This window comes from Curtobacterium sp. ME12 (assembly GCF_903970855.1).
GTDB classification, from domain to species: domain Bacteria; phylum Actinomycetota; class Actinomycetes; order Actinomycetales; family Microbacteriaceae; genus Curtobacterium; species Curtobacterium poinsettiae_A.
This window is the reverse complement of sequence record NZ_CAJCKD010000004.1, coordinates 84,115-100,241: the sequence shown is the minus strand read 5'-3', so window position 1 is coordinate 100,241 and position 16,127 is coordinate 84,115. Positions and strand designations below refer to the sequence as shown.

Annotated in this window: 15 protein-coding genes; 3 read left to right on the top strand and 12 right to left on the bottom strand. The window is 70.6% G+C overall.

The window, feature by feature from the left end:
- Positions 1 to 10: 10 nt before the first annotated feature.
- From H7A73_RS04060 to H7A73_RS04035, 6 genes are all read right to left on the bottom strand, one after another.
- Positions 11 to 1,105, bottom strand: coding sequence for an alkene reductase (locus tag H7A73_RS04060; protein ID WP_182064784.1), 1,095 nt, complete (start codon positions 1,103 to 1,105; stop codon positions 11 to 13).
- 64 nt (positions 1,106 to 1,169) lie between these two features.
- Complete coding sequence (locus tag H7A73_RS04055) at positions 1,170 to 1,382, bottom strand: hypothetical protein (protein WP_027466129.1); 213 nt, start codon at positions 1,380 to 1,382, stop codon at positions 1,170 to 1,172.
- A 51-nt stretch (positions 1,383 to 1,433) separates the two neighbouring features.
- A complete protein-coding gene (locus tag H7A73_RS04050) occupies positions 1,434 to 1,877 on the bottom strand; it encodes a MarR family winged helix-turn-helix transcriptional regulator (protein ID WP_182064783.1) in 444 nt (147 codons plus the stop codon).
- 134 nt (positions 1,878 to 2,011) lie between these two features.
- Positions 2,012 to 4,663: an MMPL family transporter gene (locus H7A73_RS04045; RefSeq protein WP_182064782.1), complete on the bottom strand. Its 2,652-nt coding sequence runs from the start codon at positions 4,661 to 4,663 to the stop codon at positions 2,012 to 2,014.
- Between the two features lie 87 nt (positions 4,664 to 4,750).
- On the bottom strand, positions 4,751 to 5,389 hold the full coding sequence (locus tag H7A73_RS04040) for a TetR/AcrR family transcriptional regulator (protein ID WP_163342754.1): 639 nt from the start codon (positions 5,387 to 5,389) through the stop codon (positions 4,751 to 4,753).
- Between the two features lie 294 nt (positions 5,390 to 5,683).
- A complete protein-coding gene (locus H7A73_RS04035; RefSeq protein ID WP_182064781.1) occupies positions 5,684 to 6,241 on the bottom strand; it encodes a GNAT family N-acetyltransferase in 558 nt (185 codons plus the stop codon).
- A gap of 103 nt (positions 6,242 to 6,344) precedes the next feature.
- Here H7A73_RS04035 and bla point away from each other — a divergent pair, with 103 nt between their 5' ends.
- Complete coding sequence (gene bla / locus H7A73_RS04030) at positions 6,345 to 7,247, top strand: class A beta-lactamase (protein ID WP_374222213.1); 903 nt, start codon at positions 6,345 to 6,347, stop codon at positions 7,245 to 7,247.
- A 38-nt stretch (positions 7,248 to 7,285) separates the two neighbouring features.
- Here bla and H7A73_RS04025 read toward each other — a convergent pair whose 3' ends face one another.
- Positions 7,286 to 8,275 (bottom strand): alpha/beta hydrolase, encoded by a 990-nt coding sequence (locus H7A73_RS04025; protein WP_182064780.1) that lies wholly within the window; start codon positions 8,273 to 8,275, stop codon positions 7,286 to 7,288.
- A gap of 56 nt (positions 8,276 to 8,331) precedes the next feature.
- A complete protein-coding gene (locus tag H7A73_RS04020) occupies positions 8,332 to 9,264 on the bottom strand; it encodes an NADP-dependent oxidoreductase (RefSeq protein WP_182064779.1) in 933 nt (310 codons plus the stop codon).
- A gap of 103 nt (positions 9,265 to 9,367) precedes the next feature.
- Here H7A73_RS04020 and H7A73_RS04015 point away from each other — a divergent pair, with 103 nt between their 5' ends.
- Positions 9,368 to 9,862 carry a MarR family winged helix-turn-helix transcriptional regulator gene (locus tag H7A73_RS04015; RefSeq protein WP_182064778.1) on the top strand — a complete coding sequence of 165 codons (495 nt, stop codon included), beginning with the start codon at positions 9,368 to 9,370 and terminating at the stop codon, positions 9,860 to 9,862.
- A 109-nt stretch (positions 9,863 to 9,971) separates the two neighbouring features.
- Here H7A73_RS04015 and H7A73_RS04010 read toward each other — a convergent pair whose 3' ends face one another.
- From H7A73_RS04010 to H7A73_RS04000, 3 genes are all read right to left on the bottom strand, one after another.
- Positions 9,972 to 11,738 (bottom strand): hypothetical protein, encoded by a 1,767-nt coding sequence (locus tag H7A73_RS04010; protein ID WP_182064777.1) that lies wholly within the window; start codon positions 11,736 to 11,738, stop codon positions 9,972 to 9,974.
- 122 nt (positions 11,739 to 11,860) lie between these two features.
- Positions 11,861 to 12,052 carry a hypothetical protein gene (locus H7A73_RS04005; RefSeq protein ID WP_110862603.1) on the bottom strand — a complete coding sequence of 64 codons (192 nt, stop codon included), beginning with the start codon at positions 12,050 to 12,052 and terminating at the stop codon, positions 11,861 to 11,863.
- Between the two features lie 55 nt (positions 12,053 to 12,107).
- Positions 12,108 to 12,677, bottom strand: coding sequence for a GNAT family N-acetyltransferase (locus H7A73_RS04000; protein WP_220456586.1), 570 nt, complete (start codon positions 12,675 to 12,677; stop codon positions 12,108 to 12,110).
- A 286-nt stretch (positions 12,678 to 12,963) separates the two neighbouring features.
- Between H7A73_RS04000 and H7A73_RS03995 the strand changes: the two genes are divergently transcribed.
- Positions 12,964 to 15,018: a transglycosylase domain-containing protein gene (locus H7A73_RS03995; RefSeq protein WP_247737627.1), complete on the top strand. Its 2,055-nt coding sequence runs from the start codon at positions 12,964 to 12,966 to the stop codon at positions 15,016 to 15,018.
- An 81-nt stretch (positions 15,019 to 15,099) separates the two neighbouring features.
- On the opposite strand, the gene H7A73_RS03990 is transcribed toward H7A73_RS03995, so the two are convergent.
- Complete coding sequence (locus H7A73_RS03990; protein ID WP_182064776.1) at positions 15,100 to 16,119, bottom strand: ABC transporter substrate-binding protein; 1,020 nt, start codon at positions 16,117 to 16,119, stop codon at positions 15,100 to 15,102.
- Positions 16,120 to 16,127 lie beyond the last annotated feature (8 nt).

The following is a 16,127-nucleotide window of genomic DNA, read 5'->3' as shown; positions in this document are numbered from 1 at the left end:
GGTGCGTCGACTACGCGACGGTCGCGCGCGCCTCGGCCAGCGACGGGTAGTCGGTGTAGCCCTCGGCGGTCGCGCCGTAGAAGAGCTCCGGACGCGGCTCGTTGAGCTCGGCGTCGTGCTCCCAGCGGTGCGCGAGGTCCGGGTTGGCGATCGCGGCGCGGCCCACGGCGACGGCGTCGGCGTGGTCGCCCTCGACGATCGCGATGGCCTCGTCGCGGGTGGTGAGCGACGAGAAGCCCGAGTTCACGATGAACGGCGCGCCCACGGTGCGGCGGACGTGCTGCACCAGGTCGCCGGTCGGCTCGGCGTGCAGGACGTCGACGAAGGCGAGGCCGAGCGGCGCGAGGCCCTCGGCGACGGCGGTGTAGGTGGCGCGGACGTCGGCGGCGTCGTCCTCGATGACGCCCTGGATCCCGTGCTCGGGCGACAGGCGGATGCCGGTGCGGTCGGCGCCGATGGCCTCGGCGATGGCCGTGGTGACCTCGATCGCGAAGCGTGCGCGGTTCTCGGGGGAGCCGCCGTACTGGTCGGTGCGGGTGTTCGACACCGGCGACATGAACTCGTGCACCAGGTAGCCGTTGGCGCCGTGGACCTCGACCCCGTCGAGTCCGGCGGCGATCGCGTTGCGGGCGGCCTGCACGAAGCCCTGCACGGCCTCCTGCACCTCGGCGGTGGTCAGCTCGTGCGGGACGGGCATGTCCGCCTTCGAGCCGTCGGCCAGGTGCGTCTGCCCGGGGGCGGCGATGGCGGACGGCGCGACGATGCGCGGGGTCTGCGAGATGTCGGTGTGCGAGACGCGGCCGCCGTGCATGAGCTGCATGACGATCGTGCCGCCGGCGGCGTGCACGGCGTCGGTCACGCGGCGCCAGCCGGCGATCTGCTCGTCGGTCTCGATGCCGGGCTGCCCGGGGTAGGAGCGGCCCTCCTGCACGGGCCAGGTGCCCTCGGTGATGATCATGCCGAGGCCGGCGCGCTGCCGGTAGTGCTCGACGAGCAGGTCGTTCGGGACCCCGTGCTCGCCGGCGCGGGTGCGCGTGAGCGGGGCCATGACGACGCGGTTCGACAGGGACAGGGCGCCGATGGAGGCGGGTTCGAAGAGCTTCACGTCAGGGCGAACGACGAGTTGTCCGGTGCAATTCCGCCTCGGAGCACTTCTTCAGGCAGTGCGGTCAGTCGCGCGGGCACACCAGCGTCGACGAGCGCACCTGGCCCTCGGGGCGGATCACCTGGTGCTGGGAGAGGGGCTTGCCGCACAGGGGGCAGCCCCGGTCGATCGTCCGGTCGTCGATGCCCTCGGGCCGACCGGCACCGATCTGCGAGGGGCCCATCTTGTTGATGAGCGTCGTGTTCCACCGTTCGTACCACTGGCCGAAGCGTCCCACGGTGCATCCTTTCGTTCGTGCACGAACCATCATGGCACTGATGGCCGTGGATCACACCTGGTCGACGCGCTCCAGCAGCTCGGTCAGCTCGTCCTTCAGGGACTCGAGTCGTACGAGTGGCCACCCGAGCCGGTCGGCGACGGCGAGCGGCACCGCCTGTGCTCGGTCGCGCAGGGCGTGCCCGGCGGTCGTCAGGGACACCTCGAGTTGGCGTTCGTCGGCGGCGCTGCGGGTGCGGCGGACGTAGCCGGAGGCCTCCAGGCGCTTGAGCAGCGGGCTCAGCGTCGCGGAGTCCAGTCGCAGCTCGCCGGCGATCTCGCGCACCGACCGCGGGTCACGCTCCCACAGGGCGAGCATCACGAGGTACTGCGGGTGGGTCAGGCCCATCGGCTCGAGCAGGTCGCGGTACAGCCCGATGACGCTGCGGCTCGTCGCCGCGAGTGCGAAGCAGAGCTGCCGGTCGAGCGCGAGCGGGTCCGGTGCGGTCTGGGTCATGCCCTCAGGGTACTTCGTTCGTGCACGAAGTGGTGTGGTCGCGACCCGGGGCGGTGGGCGCAACGGCCTGGAGGCCCGGTGCCGGTCTCGTGGACCGGCACCGGGCCTCCAGGGTGGGTGCGCTGGTGCGTCGACTACGCGCGGTGCGCGGGCGGGTGCCCCGAGTCGTGCGCGTTCGCGTCGGGCTCCACGGGGAGCGCGTGGGTGCCGGTGTGCGTGTCCTCGTGGCCGGCGACCGGGTGGGTGCGCTCGAGCTTCGCGCCCTCCACGTCGACGTCCGGCACGATGCGGTCGAGCCACTTCGGGAACCACCAGGCACTCGTGCCGAGCAGGTGCATCGCGGCCGGGATGAGCAGCATGCGGACGACGAAGGCGTCGATCAGCACACCGAACGCCAGCCCGAAGCCGATCGGCTTGATGGTGGACGAGTCCGAGAAGATGAAGCCAGCGAACACCGAGATCATGATGATCGCCGCCGCCGTGACCACCGCGCGACCAGCGTGCAGACCGCGCTGGACGGCCACCTTCGCGCTCGCGCCGTGGGCGTAGGCCTCACGCATGCCGGACACCAGGAACAGCTGGTAGTCCATCGCCAGACCGAACAGGATGCCGATCTCGATGATGGGCAGGAAGCTCAGGATCGGTGCCGGGTCGTGCACACCGAAGACCGAGCCGAGCCAGCCGAACTGGTAGATCGCGGTCAGACCGCCGAACGACGCCAGCACGGACAGGATGAACCCGGCGGTGGCGGTGATCGGCACGAGGAACGACCGGAACACGATGATCAGGATGATCAGCGACAGCCCGACGACCACCACGAGGTAGAGCGGCAGCACGTTCGACAGCTTCTCGGACACGTCGATGTTCGCCGACGCGTTGCCGGCGACGCCGAGGGTGACCTTGCCGTCGTCGGTGGAGACGGTCTGCTCGCGCAGGTCCTTCACGACGTCCTCGGTGGACACGCTGTCCGGGCCGCCGGCGGGCTTCACCTGGAACGCGATGATGTCGCGGTCCTTCGAAGCGCCGATCGGCAGCACGGCCTCCACGTCGTCGTTCTTCGCGATCGCCTGGCCGATGGTGACCTCGGTCGCGGTGACGTCGCTCTTGCTGATCGACTCCGGCAGGGTCGCCACGACGAGCAGCGGGCCGTTCTGCCCGGCGCCGAACTCCTGCTCGAGCGTCTTGTAGGCCTTGTACTGGCTCGACTCGACCGCCTCGGACGAACCGCTCGGCAGGCCGAGGCGCATCTGGGTCGCTGGCAGGGCGATGGTGCCGAGCACCGCGACGCCGAGGACGAGCGTGATGACCGCGCGCCAGCTCGACATCGGCTTGTTCGGGATCCGCGTGGAGTCGGTGTTGCCGATCTTCGCGCGCTCCTTCTTCCGCAGGATCCGCATGCCGATGAGCGACAGCAGGGCCGGGGTGAAGGACGTCGCGATGAGGATCGCGAAGAGCACCGCGACCGCACCGACCGTGCCCATCAGGCCGAGGAACGGGATGCCCGTGATGTTCAGCGCGAGCAGCGCGACGATGACCGTCGCACCGGCGAACACCACGGCGTTGCCCGAGGTGCCGTTCGCGAGTCCGATCGACTCGTGCACCTGCATGCCCTGCTTCAGCTGGGTCCGGTGCCGGTTGAGGATGAACAGCGAGTAGTCGATGCCGACCGCCAGGCCCAGCATCACCCCCAGCACCGGCGTGACGGAGATGAACTCGACGACGCTCGAGAACGACAGGGCGGTGAGCGAGGCGACGCCGACGCCGAGCACGGCGCTGACGAGCGGGACCGCGGCGCCGATGACCGTGCGGAGCATCAGGAGCAGCACGATCGCGGCGATGATGACACCGCCGATCTCACCGGGGCCGAGGATCGACGGCACACCCTGTGCGATGTCGTTCGAGACGTACACGTTGACGCCCCGGATGTCGGCCGACTCAGCGTCGTCCGCGATGGCGGTCTTCGTGTCCGCGGGGACCTCGTAGGTCGACTTCGTGAACTGCACGGTGCCGATCGCGGCGCTGCCGTTGTCCGACACGAAGCGGATGTCCTTCGACAGGTCGAGCAGGTCCGAGCCCTGTTCGAGCTCCTGCTCGTTGTCGTCGAGCTTCTGCTTGTTCGTGTCGATCGTCTTCTGGGCGTCGGCGATCTGCTGCTCACCGGCGTCGATCTGGGCCTGCTGGGCGTCGATCTGCGCCTGGGCCTGCTGGAGCTGGGCGGCCGCTGCCTGCGCCTGTGCGGCGGGGACGGCTGCGCCACCGGCCGCCTGCGCCTGGGCCTTCTGCGCATCGAGCTGTGCCTGGGCGTCTTCGATCTTCTGCTTGCCGGACTCGAGCTGCGCCTTCTGGGCGTCGAGCTGCTCCTGTCCGGTCTCGATCTTCGCGCGACCGGACTCGATCTGGTCGCGGCCGTCGACGATCTTCTGCCGCTGGTCGTCGAGCTGCTGCTGGGTCTCGAAGCCGCTCGTCGTGCCCTTGACGCCGTCGAGCTTCTCGAGGCTCGTCAGGAAGTCGTCGATCTCGGACTGCTGCGACGACGAGAACGCCTTGCCGTCCTTCGTCTCGAAGACGATCGTGCCGTTGCCGCCGTTCGCCGACGGGAACTTGTCGGCGAGCTGGTCCTGCACCTGACTGGTCTTGGTGTTCGGGATCGTGATCGACGACGAGATGGTGCCGGCGAAGAGCGTGTACGTGACGCCCGCGACGGCCATGATCACGACCCAGGTGATGATCACGAGCCAGTGGCGTCGTGCGGAGAACCGTCCGAGACGGTAGAGGAGACCGGCCATGCGGGTGCCTGCGGTCCTTTCGTTGTCAGGTGCTGGTGGTGCGGGGTGCGCCGGTGGACCCCTGGGGGACGAGGAGGTGGAGCGGTGTCAGCCGTCGGCCATGTAGCCGCTGCGGACGCTGTGCACGAGTCGGGCGAGCAGGTCGTCCCACGCGTCGAGCGCCGGCTGGTCGAGCTCGGGGCCGGACGTCGCCAGCCAGTGCTCCGCGATGACGACGATGCCGCTCATGAGCGACTCGACGAGCAGCGCGGCGTCGAGGGGGTCCGCGGCCGGGTAGCGTCGGGCGACCTCGTGCCGGAGCCGTTCGGTCACACGCGAGAACGCCGTCTGGGTCAGGACCGCGGCCTTCGGGTCGTCCTTGCCGGGGTCACCGAGGATCCGGTACATGCTGGCGATCGCCGGTGCCAGGTCGGCACCGCGGGCGGCGGACTCGAGCTCGTCGAACATCGACGCCCGACTGCCGTCGCCCACCGGGGTCCGGGCCATGTCGGCGAGGAACCGGTCGATGATGACGGACAGCTCCTGCTCGCACACGGCCAGCAGGACCTCGTCGAGCGAGGCGAAGTGGTTGAACACGGTGCGCCGGGCGATGTCGGCGCGGGCAGCGAGGTCGTCCACGCTGAAGTCGCGGCCGCCGCGCTCGTCGATCAGGTCGCGAGCGGCCTGCAGGATCGCGGCACGGTGCTTCGCCTTGAGGGCAGCACGGCGGTCGGTCGCGATGGTCACGAGATCGAACACTAGGTGCATCGATGCACTCGGTGCAACGAAGTTGAGTGCATCCCCAGGTTCGTCCCCCGATCCCCGCAACCGGCTCATCGCGGACGGCGTGCACCCCACCACGGAGTCTCTGTCGCGGCCTTGCGACGCGACGGACGGGCGGACGGGAGGCCCGTGGCGGCGCCGCCACGGGCCTCCCGTCCGTCTGCTGGCCACGTGACGGGCGCGGGACGGCGGTTCGTGTCCGCGCTGACGGTTCCGGTTCACGAACCCCGGGGAACGTGAACCAGAACCGTCAGCCGCTCACCGCGCGACGTCGTCCCACGGCACCGGGGTGGTCTCGCCCGTCTCCCAGTCGCGGCGCAGCACGCCGTAACCGACCGACCCGACGGCCGGGCCGCCGTCGACGGGCCACGCCTCGCGGTAGTGGGCCTCCTGCACCCAACCGGCGCGGACGAAGACCCGGCGCATGGCGGTGTTGTCCTCGCGGGTCTGGCCCTCGAAGCGCGTGGTCGTCGGCATCGTCGTGAACACGTGGTCGGTCACCGCACGCAGGGCGGAGACCCCGAGGCCCCGACCCCGGAACCGACCCGCCAGGCGCAGGTCGAACAGGGGGACGGGGTCAGCCAGGTCCTCGAGGCGGACCAGTCCGATGCGCCCGAGGTCGTCGTGGTCGAGCCAGGAGGTGTCGTGCTCGTCGTCGCGGTAGGCACCGGAGTCGACGGCGCTCGCCGCGTCGGCCGCACCGATGCGCCGTCGGACGTGGAACGGGAACTCCTCGGACGTCAGGAACGCGAGCAGCTCCTGGCGATCGGCGCCGGTGGGGTCCAGGCGGGTGAGGCGGACGGCGGTCACGGACATGCCGCTCAGGGTAGTTGCACGGTCGTCGTGCATGCTCGGGGGCGTGCGAGGCGGGACGAAGACGACGGCCGCGGCCCTGGCGGCGCTGGTGCTGGGTGGGCTGATGGGGTGCTCAGGTGCGCCGGGTGGTGCGACGACCGGGCCGACGTCGTCCGCATCGGCTCCTGCTGCTGCGTCCGGGTCGGCTTCGGGCGCAGCGGCGCCGTCGACCGACCCGGCCACTGCCACTGCCCGGACCTTCGCGACGCTGGAGCGGCGGTACGACGCACGGCTCGGGGTCGCCGCGATCGACACCGGGAGTGGTCGGACGATCGCGCACCGTGCGGGGGAGCGGTTCGCGTTCGCATCGACGGTCAAGGTGTTCATCGCGGCGGCGGTCCTCGACGCCTCGTCCGACGCTGACCTGGCGACCGTCGTGCACTACGACCGCAGCGACCTGCTCGAGTACGCGCCCGTGACGAGCGAGCACGTCGACACCGGGATGACGGTGCGCGGGCTCATCGACGCTGCGCTCCGCTTCAGCGACAACACCGCGGCGAACCTGCTGGTGGAGCGGCTGGGCGGGCCGGACGACGTCGAGCGGTGGCTGCGCGGGATCGGGGACCGGACGACGAGCGTCAACCGGGTCGAACCCGACCTGAACGAGGCGATCCCGGGCGACCGGCGGGACACGACGACGCCGGAGCGGTTCGCGGCGGACCTCCGGACCGTGCTGCTCGGGGACGCCCTCGACGTCGCCGACCGGCGGGTGCTCCGCGAGGCGATGCTCGGCAACACGACCGGGGACGCGACGATCCGTGCCGGGGTGGACCCGTCGTGGCGGGTCGCCGACAAGACCGGTACGGCGTCCTACGGGGTGCGGAACGACATCGCGGTCGTGACGCCGCCGGGGCGGGCGCCCGTCGTGCTCGTGGTGATGACGAGCCGGGCCGACCCCGGTGCCGAGCCGTCGGACGCGCTCGTCGCCGAGGCGACCCGTGCCGCGGTGGCCGGGCTGACCGACTGAGTCGCACGCGTCGTGGGGTGTCGCGGGGCGTCGCGGGACTAGCGGATCGTGGTCGCCCAGCGCCCGATCGTGTCGTACGCCCGTTCCCGCACCTCCGGCGCGGACAGCACCACGTCGTGCAGGGCCCCTCTGAGCCGACGGACCGTGACCTCACCGCCGAGGGAGAGCGAGCGGTGCGCCACCGTGTCGACGTTCAGGGCGACGTCGGCCCGCGCCATCCCGGGGTCCCACCGTGGCTGGAGCATGCTCTTGTCGCTCAGCATCACCAGGGTCGGGACCCCGATGCCGAGGCCCTTCTCGACCTGTGCCTGACCGTCGAAGACCGCGGCGAGCCAACCGGGGTGCAGCGGGAAGCCGCGCTCCGGCCGCCACTGCTGCTCGTAGGTCCACGACCCCTCGCCCTCGGCCGAGACGGTGCGCGTGTAGAAGCCGGGGTCGACCGCGGGCATCGGCGCGAGGGGGTTCCGGCGGGCACCGAGCTTGATGACCGGTGCGACGATCGCCCGCCCGACCGCGGTGGCCTGGAACTCGAGCCACGGGCTGTTCAGCACGAGGCCGTGCACGAGCTCCGGGTGCCGAGCTGCCCAGAGCGACAGGGTCAGGCCGCCGGTGGAGTGGCCCATCGGGACGAGTCGGCGGCGGTCCGAGCCGGGGTGCTCGGCCGAGATCGCGTCGAGCGCTGCGGCGATGTCCTCGTCGTACACCGCCAGGTCGTCGACCATGCCCGGGGTCTGGTACGGACGCAGGCTCCGACCGTACTTCCGCAGGTCCAGCGCGTGGAACCGGGCACCGAGCCGCTCGAGGCGTTCGGCGAGCTCGACCTGGAAGAAGTAGTCCGACCAGCCGTGCACGTAGAGCATGTCGACCCCGTGCAGGGGCCCGCGACCGTGCAGCAGCAGGTCCGTCGGGGTGTGCCGGCGGCGGACCAGGGTGGCGACGACGGGGCCCTCGGAGTCGGTGCCGAGCGGCAGTTCGAGCCGCTCGTACGGTGCTCCGAGCACGTCCTCGTGCCACCCCTGGTCCGTCATGCGCCGAGCGTATCCGGCGCTGGTGCGGGCGGTGCTGGTGCGGGGGTGTGCGGCCGTCACCCGACCAGGACCACGACCTTGCCGCTGATCCGTCCCGCGGCCGCCTCGGCGTGCAGGGACGGCAGTTCGGTCAGCGGGATGCGCCGGGTGACCTCGACCGTGAGCGCCCCGGCGTCGACCAGGGACACCAGCTCCGCCAGGCGTTCGCGGTTGCGCAGGACGAACACCGTCGCCGCCCGGACCCCGCGGGACTCGTCGTCCGGCGTGGCCATGAACGCCGTGGTGCTGACGACCGCGCCGCCGTCACGCACGACGTCGACGAGTGCCGCGAAGTCCTGCGGGTCGATCGGGGCGAGGTTGAGCAGCACGTCGACCGGCTCCGTCACGGCGGCACGGACGTCGGTCGTGGTGTGGTCGATGACCTCGTGGGCGCCGGCTGCCCGGACGGCCTCGATGCTGCGCGGGCTCGCCGTCGCGATGACGTGGATGCCGGCGCGGACGGCGAGCTGGATCGCGTACTTGCCCACCACGCCGCCGGCGCCCATGACCAGCACGCGCTGGCCGGCCTCGAGCCGCCCGTCGTCGAACAGCGCCTGCCACGCGGTGAGTGCCACCGAGGGCAGTGCCGCCGCATCGGCCAACGGGATGCTCGTCGGTGCGGCGACCACCGCGTCCGCCGGGGCGATGACGTACTCGGCCGCCCCGCCGTCGAGTTCCATCGGCAGGAACGCGACGACGGCGTCCCCGACGGCGATCCCCTCGACGCCGTCGCCGAGCGCGTCGACGGTGCCGGACACGTCGTACCCGGGGACGTGCGGCAGCTGGACCGGGATCGGCAGGAACCCGCCCCGCATCCCGTTGTCCGCCGCGTTGAAGGCCGAGGCGGCGACGCGGAGTCGCACCTGCCCGGCGGCCGGGGTGGGCTGCTCGACGTCCTCGGTGCGGAGCACCTCGGGACCGCCGACCTCGTGGAACCGTACTGCCTGCATGATCGTGCCCTTCGTCGTGTTGCGCGATGTGCTTCGAGTTCGAAGCAACTGACGGCGACGCTACCACTGCTTCGAACTCGAAGCAACAGGTAGGATGACTCTCGTGACAGATGCGCCGAACTCCCTGACCCCGACGCAGCTCGGGGCATACTTCGCCTTCACCGAGGTGAGCAGCCTGCTGCGCCACGCAGTCGAGCGGCAGCTGCGCGACGTGGGTGGCCTGAGCTACGTGCAGTTCCAGCTGCTCGCCCGGCTCGGTGACGCTCCGGGCGGGCAGCAGCGCATGACCGACCTGGCCGACGGGGTCGTCTACAGCCGCAGCGGGCTGACCTATCAGGCGCAACTGCTCGAGCAGCGCGGGCTGGTCACCCGCGGGCCCTCGCCCGACGACGAACGCAGCACGGTCGTGACGATCACCCCGGCCGGTCGTGACGTCCTCGCCGCGGTCTTCCCCGGACACATCGAGGCGCTGCACACCCTGCTGTTCGCGTCGATGTCGGACGCGGACGTCGACGACCTCGCGCGGATCCTCGGGGGAGCGGCGGAGCACCTCCGGGCGAACCCACCGCGATCCGCGGGCGCGCGGCGGAGGAACTGACGACAGCGCGACGGCCGACTGCTCCGGCGGGAGCAGTCGGCCGTCGTTCGATCAGGAGTGGTCGCTCCCGTCGACACCGATCAGGAGCAGCCGCTCCCGCCGGCACCGATCAGTTGTACGACGCGAGTCGGTTCGGTGCGGTGTTGCCCGCCGGTGTGGGGACCGCGCCGCCGACCCCGTTGATGATGCTCGAGATGGTGCCCGTGTCGCCGAGCGAGACCGTGACGAGCCCGTGGGCGCGGACGCCGGCGGTCTGCGGGACCTCGAACGCCCGGTCCGCGTGCACCGCGGGGTTCGTGTTGAAGAAGGCGTAGACGCCGCCGCCCCAGATCTCGTGCTTCGTCACGGACGACGCCACCTTGTAGGCCGCGTAGCCGGCGCCGGTCGGACTCTGCCACGAGGCGTTGTCCGGGACGTCGTACGGCATCTCGTTCTGGAAGAAGATCGTGCGGCCGTTCTCACCGTTCCAGAGCACCTCGTACTGCTGGTAGTGCTCGACGAAGAGTCCGGTCGCGAGGACGTCGTTGCCGTTCACCTCGACACCGGTCGCACCCGTGTTGACGTTCCAGCCGGTCGGGGCACCGCCGTGGTCTGCACGCCATGCCCAGATGTGGTCGATCAGGGTGTCGTCGGCGTTGACCCGCAGGGAGGCGCTCGCCTTGCCCTGGATGCTCGATCCGACGCGGAAGAAGACGTCCTGGATGCTCTGCGGGTTCGCCGCGTGGTCGATGTGCGAGTTCGCCGTGCCCAGCCGGATCAGCTGTGCGCTGTTCTGCGTGCCGGCGTCGACGACGATGTTCGAGACGTTCACGCCCGCGACGTCGTTCGACACCAGGACGGAGTTGCCCTTGGTCGGGACGAGGGTCGGGAACCCGATGCCGGTCACGACGGTGTTCGCCCGCTGCACGTTGATCGCGGCGTCGAGCTGGTACGTGCCCGGGGTGAAGAACAGGTTCAGCCCCTGTGCGAGGGCGCCGTTGATCGTCGCCGCCGAGTCGCCCGGGTGCGCGACGTAGAAGTTGCGCATCGGGAGGTCGGTGCCGGCGGTGTTCGGCCACGTGACGCCGCTCGCGTTCTGCTTGAGCGAGGGGACGAACACGTGGTACTTGTTCGACGAGTCCACGTACAGGTACGGCTTCTCACGGGTGATCGGCGTCGTGGCGAGGGTCGTGTAGCTCTTCGAGAAGTCGTTCGCCGGGGCGCCCTGGACCCCGGAGAAGGTCATGTTCCAGTTGCCGCCCTGCCACGACCCGATCGTGGAGTTCCGCGTGTACCACTGCTGCTGCGACCCGGAGGTCACCGTGCCGTCGACCTTCGTGTCGGCGATGTAGCCGCCGGACGAGTACCCCTGGCCGCCGTCCTGGTTCGACGGCCCCATCGTGAGGTTCCCCTTGACGTGCACCCGACGCATCGGAGCGGCCTGGGACACCGCCCACCGGTCGGTTCCGGTCTCGGGCGTGATCGCCAGGTTCTCGACCGACCGCCAGAAGTTCTGGGTGGCGTTCTTTTCGTCACCGGCGTTCCACCCGGAGTCGACGTTCACCGCGCCGTTGATCGTGACGTCGTCGGGGTTCTTTCCGAGCCCGGCGACCGACGTGTAGAAGCCGAGGTTCGCCCAGACGCGGCCGTAGTTGCCGGGCTTGAACAGGAAGGCGTGCCGCTGCGTGCCGAACTGCGCCGTCGTGCTGCGCAGCTGGCTGTTGAACGCCGCGTCGACGTCGGCCTGGATGGTCGACGCCGGAACCGAAGGGTCGTAGATCGTCACGTTGCTGCCGAAGTCCGGGGTGTCGCTCGTGGCGACCGCCTGGGCCGAGATCGCCGGCGCCAGTGCCCCCACGACACCGAGGCTCAGGGCGAGCGCGAGGACGCGGTTCATCCGTCGTTGCATGATGCTCGATTCGTCATCGTGCGGCGTCGTTGCCGCACGGGACAGACCGTAGACCCGTTGCCGCGCTCGGACAGTCGGGAGAAAAGGGGACAAGTGCCCAGCGTGAGGGACTAACTGCGGGGAGCCCGCACCAGGAACAGCGTCACCGCGCCGAGGACGACCGCGGCGACGATGAGCGCCCAGGCGAGCACGATGACCGGCCCGTCCCAGGGGGTGAAGAGCAGTCCGACCCCGATCACCAGAGCCACGGCGGCGCCGATGAGGGCGAGGCGGTGCGGTCGTACCGGAGCGGTGCGTGTCACTGTTCCAACGGTACGCGCGCCGGCCTGGCAGTGCGGCGTCGAGCGGGCACGCCGGTCACACCGTCGTGCGCATCACCCACCGCCACTTGGCGATGCGGCGGTCGCGCACGAACCCGAACTGCGTGAACAGTTCCTCCGGTCCGGTGTGCAGGTAGGCCCCGCGCTGCGGCTTCCGCTCGACGGTCTGCTCCGGGTAGGCCTCGACCGTCCCGCCGCCGGCCCGCCGGATCTCCTCCAGCGCCGTCGTCACCGCGGCACGTGCGACGCCCTGGCCGCGGTGCCGGGACTCCACGAACACGCAGCCGATCCGCCAGTCCGGCGGCGTCGAGGCATCACGCGCGTACGCGCCGGGGTTCAGGATCGTCGGCAGCTCGACGGGCCGACCGAACTGGCACCACCCGACCGCCGTTCCGTCGGCGTAGACGAGCACCTGGTGGTTCGTGCCGTTCCGCACGTGTCGGTGCTTCGCCTCCTGGTGGGACAGCGTCGGGTCGCGCGTGCCGCGTGGGCCGTCCGGGTGGAAACCGATGCACCAGCACCCACCCCACACGCCGTTGCTGCGGGTGACGAGCGCGGCGAAGTCGGGCCACGTCTCCTCGGTGAGCATCGCCGTCGAGTACTCCATGAGCCGATGATCCTCTGGTCCTGGCGGTCCCGCCACCACCGCGGCCGTGGCGTTCGGAGCGGCGCGCGACCGGTGGTCAGGCCGCGCTGCGCCGAGCGGCTGCGAGGCCGGAGACGAGCGCCGCGACGCCGAGCCCGATGCCGACCACGTCGGCAGCGGATCCCACCGGCACTTTCCCAGCGGACACGACGGTGTTCCGCGGGGAAGTCACGGCGCCTGCCCGAGCAGGACTGGGAGCCTCTCCGGACCGCGCCGATGGTGGTGCGACCGAGGGGGAACGGACGACATGACGATGCGACGTGCAGGGGGAGCCGCGCTCGGCTTCGTGGGTGGCAGTGTGCTCGCCGGGTTGCTGGTGAGCGTCGGGGTGACTCCGGTGATCGCGGTCGCCGGGGTCGGCACGACCTCGGCGATCGGGGTGTTCGAGTCGCTGCCGGAGGACATCGAGATCGGGCAGCTGCCGCAGCGCAACCAGATCTGGGCGTACCGCGGCGGCGAGCCGGTGCACCTGGCCAACGTGTGGGACCAGGACCGGCAGGAGCTCTCGCTCGAGCAGATCAGCGACGAGCTGGAGCACGCCGCGGTGGACGGCGAGGACAAGCGGTTCTACGAGACCGGCGGCGTCGATGCGACGTCCGTCGTCCGGTCGCTCGTGAGCGTCGCCACGTCCGGGACCGAGGGCGGGTCGGGTGGTTCGACCCTGACGATGCAGCTCGTGCGGAACATCAAGATCCAGCAGGCGAGCGAACTGCCCACCGCCGAGGAGCGCGAGGCTGCCTACGAGGACGCGACCCGGCGGACGCCGCAGCGCAAACTCGCCGAGATGAAGCTCGCGATCAGCCTGGCGAAGCAGTACACGAAGCAGCAGATCCTGGCGGCGTACCTGAACATCGCTTACTTCGGCGACCAGACCTACGGGGTGCAGTCGGCGGCGCAGCACTACTACGGCAAGTCGGCGACCGGCCTGACCCCGGCCGAGGCGGCGTCCCTCATCGCGATCGTGCAGTGGCCGGAGCGACGCGACCTGTCGACGCTGGACCACCACCGCGACAACGCCGCCCGGCGGAACGTGATCCTGCGGTCCATGCACGAGCAGGGGCACCTGTCGACCGAGGAGTACCGCACGGCTCGGCTGTCCCGTGTCGCCGACTACGTCCACCTGACGGCACCGCAGCAGGGGTGCGAGGCGGTCGAGGTGGGTGCGGAGTTCTTCTGTGACCACGCGGAGACCATCGCCCAACGGCTCCCGCAGCTCGGCACGACGAAGCAGCAGCGGGCGGACGCGTGGCGCACCGGCGGGTACCGGATCCAGACGACGCTCGACCTCGACCTGAACGCTCAACAGAAGCGGCTGCTGGACCAGTACGACCCGAAGACCGAGACGCGGCTGGCGCTGGGGGCAACGTTCAACACGGTCGAGGCCGGGACGGGTCGTGTGCTGACGATGGCGCAGAACACCGACCACGACCGGTCGTCCGACGCGCCCCGCACGGCGACCTCGCTGAACTACGCCACCGACCAGACGGACGGCGGCTCGACGGGGTTCCAGACCGGTTCGACCTACAAGATGTTCACCCTGCTGGCGTGGATCGAGGCCGGCCGCAGCCCGGACACCGTCGTCAACGGCACACCGCACCCGCACAGCGAGTGGACCGCCTGCGGTGGACCCACCTCGGCGTTCTGGCAGCCGAAGAACGACTCACCCGGGCAGCGTGGTCCGTACTCGGTCCGGTCGGCGACGGCGCAGTCCGTGAACGCGGCGTACCAGTCGATGGCCGAACAGCTCGACCTGTGCGACATCCGCGACGTCGCCGAGGGGCTGGGGGTGCACCTGGCGACCGGTGGCGAGCTGCCCTGGAACCCGGCGTCCCTGCTCGGCACCGAGAGCATCGCCCCGCTCACGATGGCGTCGGCCTACGCGGGCATCGCGAACGGCGGGCGGTTCTGTGCACCCGTGGTGATCGACCAGGTCATCGCCCCCGACGGCGAGGAACTCGGCGGACAACCCCGCACGTGCACGCAGGCGGTGTCCCCGGAGACCGCGGCCACCGCGTTCGACGTCATGCAGGGCGCGTTCCGCGGCGGGACGGCGAGCGGTGGCCAGACCCCCGACGGCGCGACGCTGTTCGGCAAGACCGGTACCACGGACGCGGCCGACCAGGTGTGGCTGGTGGGCGGGACCTCACGGGCCGTCACCGCCTACTGGCAGGGCAACACGGACGGCGCCAAGCACAACCTGCGGTCGTTCTCCAACGGTCAGGGCGGCACCTACGCGGGGTCACGCGCGGCCGTCTGGCGCGACGCGCAGACGGCGGTGAACGCGGCGTTGCCGGTCGGCTGACGGCCCGCAACGCAACCACGAACGGCTGGGAGGCACGGTGCCAGCTGGCACCGTGCCTCCCGGCCGGTTCTCGGTTGCGTCCTAGGACAGCTTCTTGCTGTCCTCGAGCCAGCCCGCGAGCTTGGTCATGTAGTCGGCCTGCGACGCGTAGTCGAGGGCCGGGAACGTCCAGCTGTGGACCTGCCCCGCCTCGAGCGCGGCGTTGTCGGCGAAGGTCGGCTGCTTCTCCAGATCTGCGACCTGGTAGCCCTGCTGCGACAGCAGCAGTACGTCACCGGTGATCTGGCCGGCGTTCTCCCACGAGTAGATGCCCCAGTAGAAGCCCTCGGGCTTCGGGTCGACGAAGTCGACCCCGTACGACGCGTACATCTGCAGCGACGGCTCGTCGGTCGGACGGGTGACGTACGCGCCGTCACCGTCGGCGTACATCGAGACGACCGACAGGTCCTTCTCCTTCGAGACCTTCTCGAGCTCGTCGGCCGCGGTGTCGAAGCGCTCCTCGGCGGCGTCGACCGTCGACTCCTTCGCACCGAGGGACTCGGACAGTTCGGCGATCGTCTCGATGACGTCCTCGCCCTTGCCGCCCCACTTCACCTGGACGACCGGCGCGATGGCCTCGATCTGCTTCTCCTGCGCCTTGTCCTTGAAGCCGTAGCCGGGCTGCTTCGTGTCGAGCGTGCCCTTGGCATCGGTGGGGTAGACCGAGGTGACGACGAGGTCGGGCTTGAGCGCGGCGAGCTGCTCGAGGTCGATGTCGCCGTAGGCGGTACCGAGCTGCGTGATGCCGTCGGTGTCGAGACCCTTGAACCGGGCGTCCTTCGCCATCGTCAGCTGCCCGAAGGTGCCGACGGGCTTCAGGCCGTACTCGATGAACGACAGGGCGATGTCGTTCAGCACGACGACGCGCTTCGGCGTGTGGTCGACCTTCACGGTGGCGCCCGTGGCGTCCTCGTACGACCAGGCCTTCGACGCGGCGGTGCCGCCGTCGGAGTCGGAGTCGTTCGAGTTGCCGGTGCTCGAGCAGCCGGTCAGGAGGAGTGCCGAGACGGTCACGGAGGTCAGGAGGGCGGCGCGCAGGTGGCCACGTCGGGAGGTCTTCACGTTAGGAG

Bases quoted from the DNA above. Each gene is read 5' to 3' on its own strand.
- H7A73_RS03995 (WP_247737627.1), top strand. From the start codon at position 12,964: ATGACGATGCGACGTGCAGGGGGAGCCGCGCTCGGCTTCGTGGGTGGC.
- H7A73_RS04025 (WP_182064780.1), bottom strand. From the start codon at position 8,275: ATGACGGACCAGGGGTGGCACGAGGACGTGCTCGGAGCACCGTACGAG.
- H7A73_RS04000 (WP_220456586.1), bottom strand. From the start codon at position 12,677: ATGGAGTACTCGACGGCGATGCTCACCGAGGAGACGTGGCCCGACTTC.
- H7A73_RS04045 (WP_182064782.1), bottom strand. From the start codon at position 4,663: ATGGCCGGTCTCCTCTACCGTCTCGGACGGTTCTCCGCACGACGCCAC.
- H7A73_RS04035 (WP_182064781.1), bottom strand. From the start codon at position 6,241: ATGTCCGTGACCGCCGTCCGCCTCACCCGCCTGGACCCCACCGGCGCC.
- H7A73_RS04010 (WP_182064777.1), bottom strand. From the start codon at position 11,738: ATGAACCGCGTCCTCGCGCTCGCCCTGAGCCTCGGTGTCGTGGGGGCA.
- H7A73_RS04020 (WP_182064779.1), bottom strand. From the start codon at position 9,264: ATGCAGGCAGTACGGTTCCACGAGGTCGGCGGTCCCGAGGTGCTCCGC.
- H7A73_RS04050 (WP_182064783.1), bottom strand. From the start codon at position 1,877: ATGACCCAGACCGCACCGGACCCGCTCGCGCTCGACCGGCAGCTCTGC.
- bla (WP_374222213.1), top strand. From the start codon at position 6,345: ATGGGGTGCTCAGGTGCGCCGGGTGGTGCGACGACCGGGCCGACGTCG.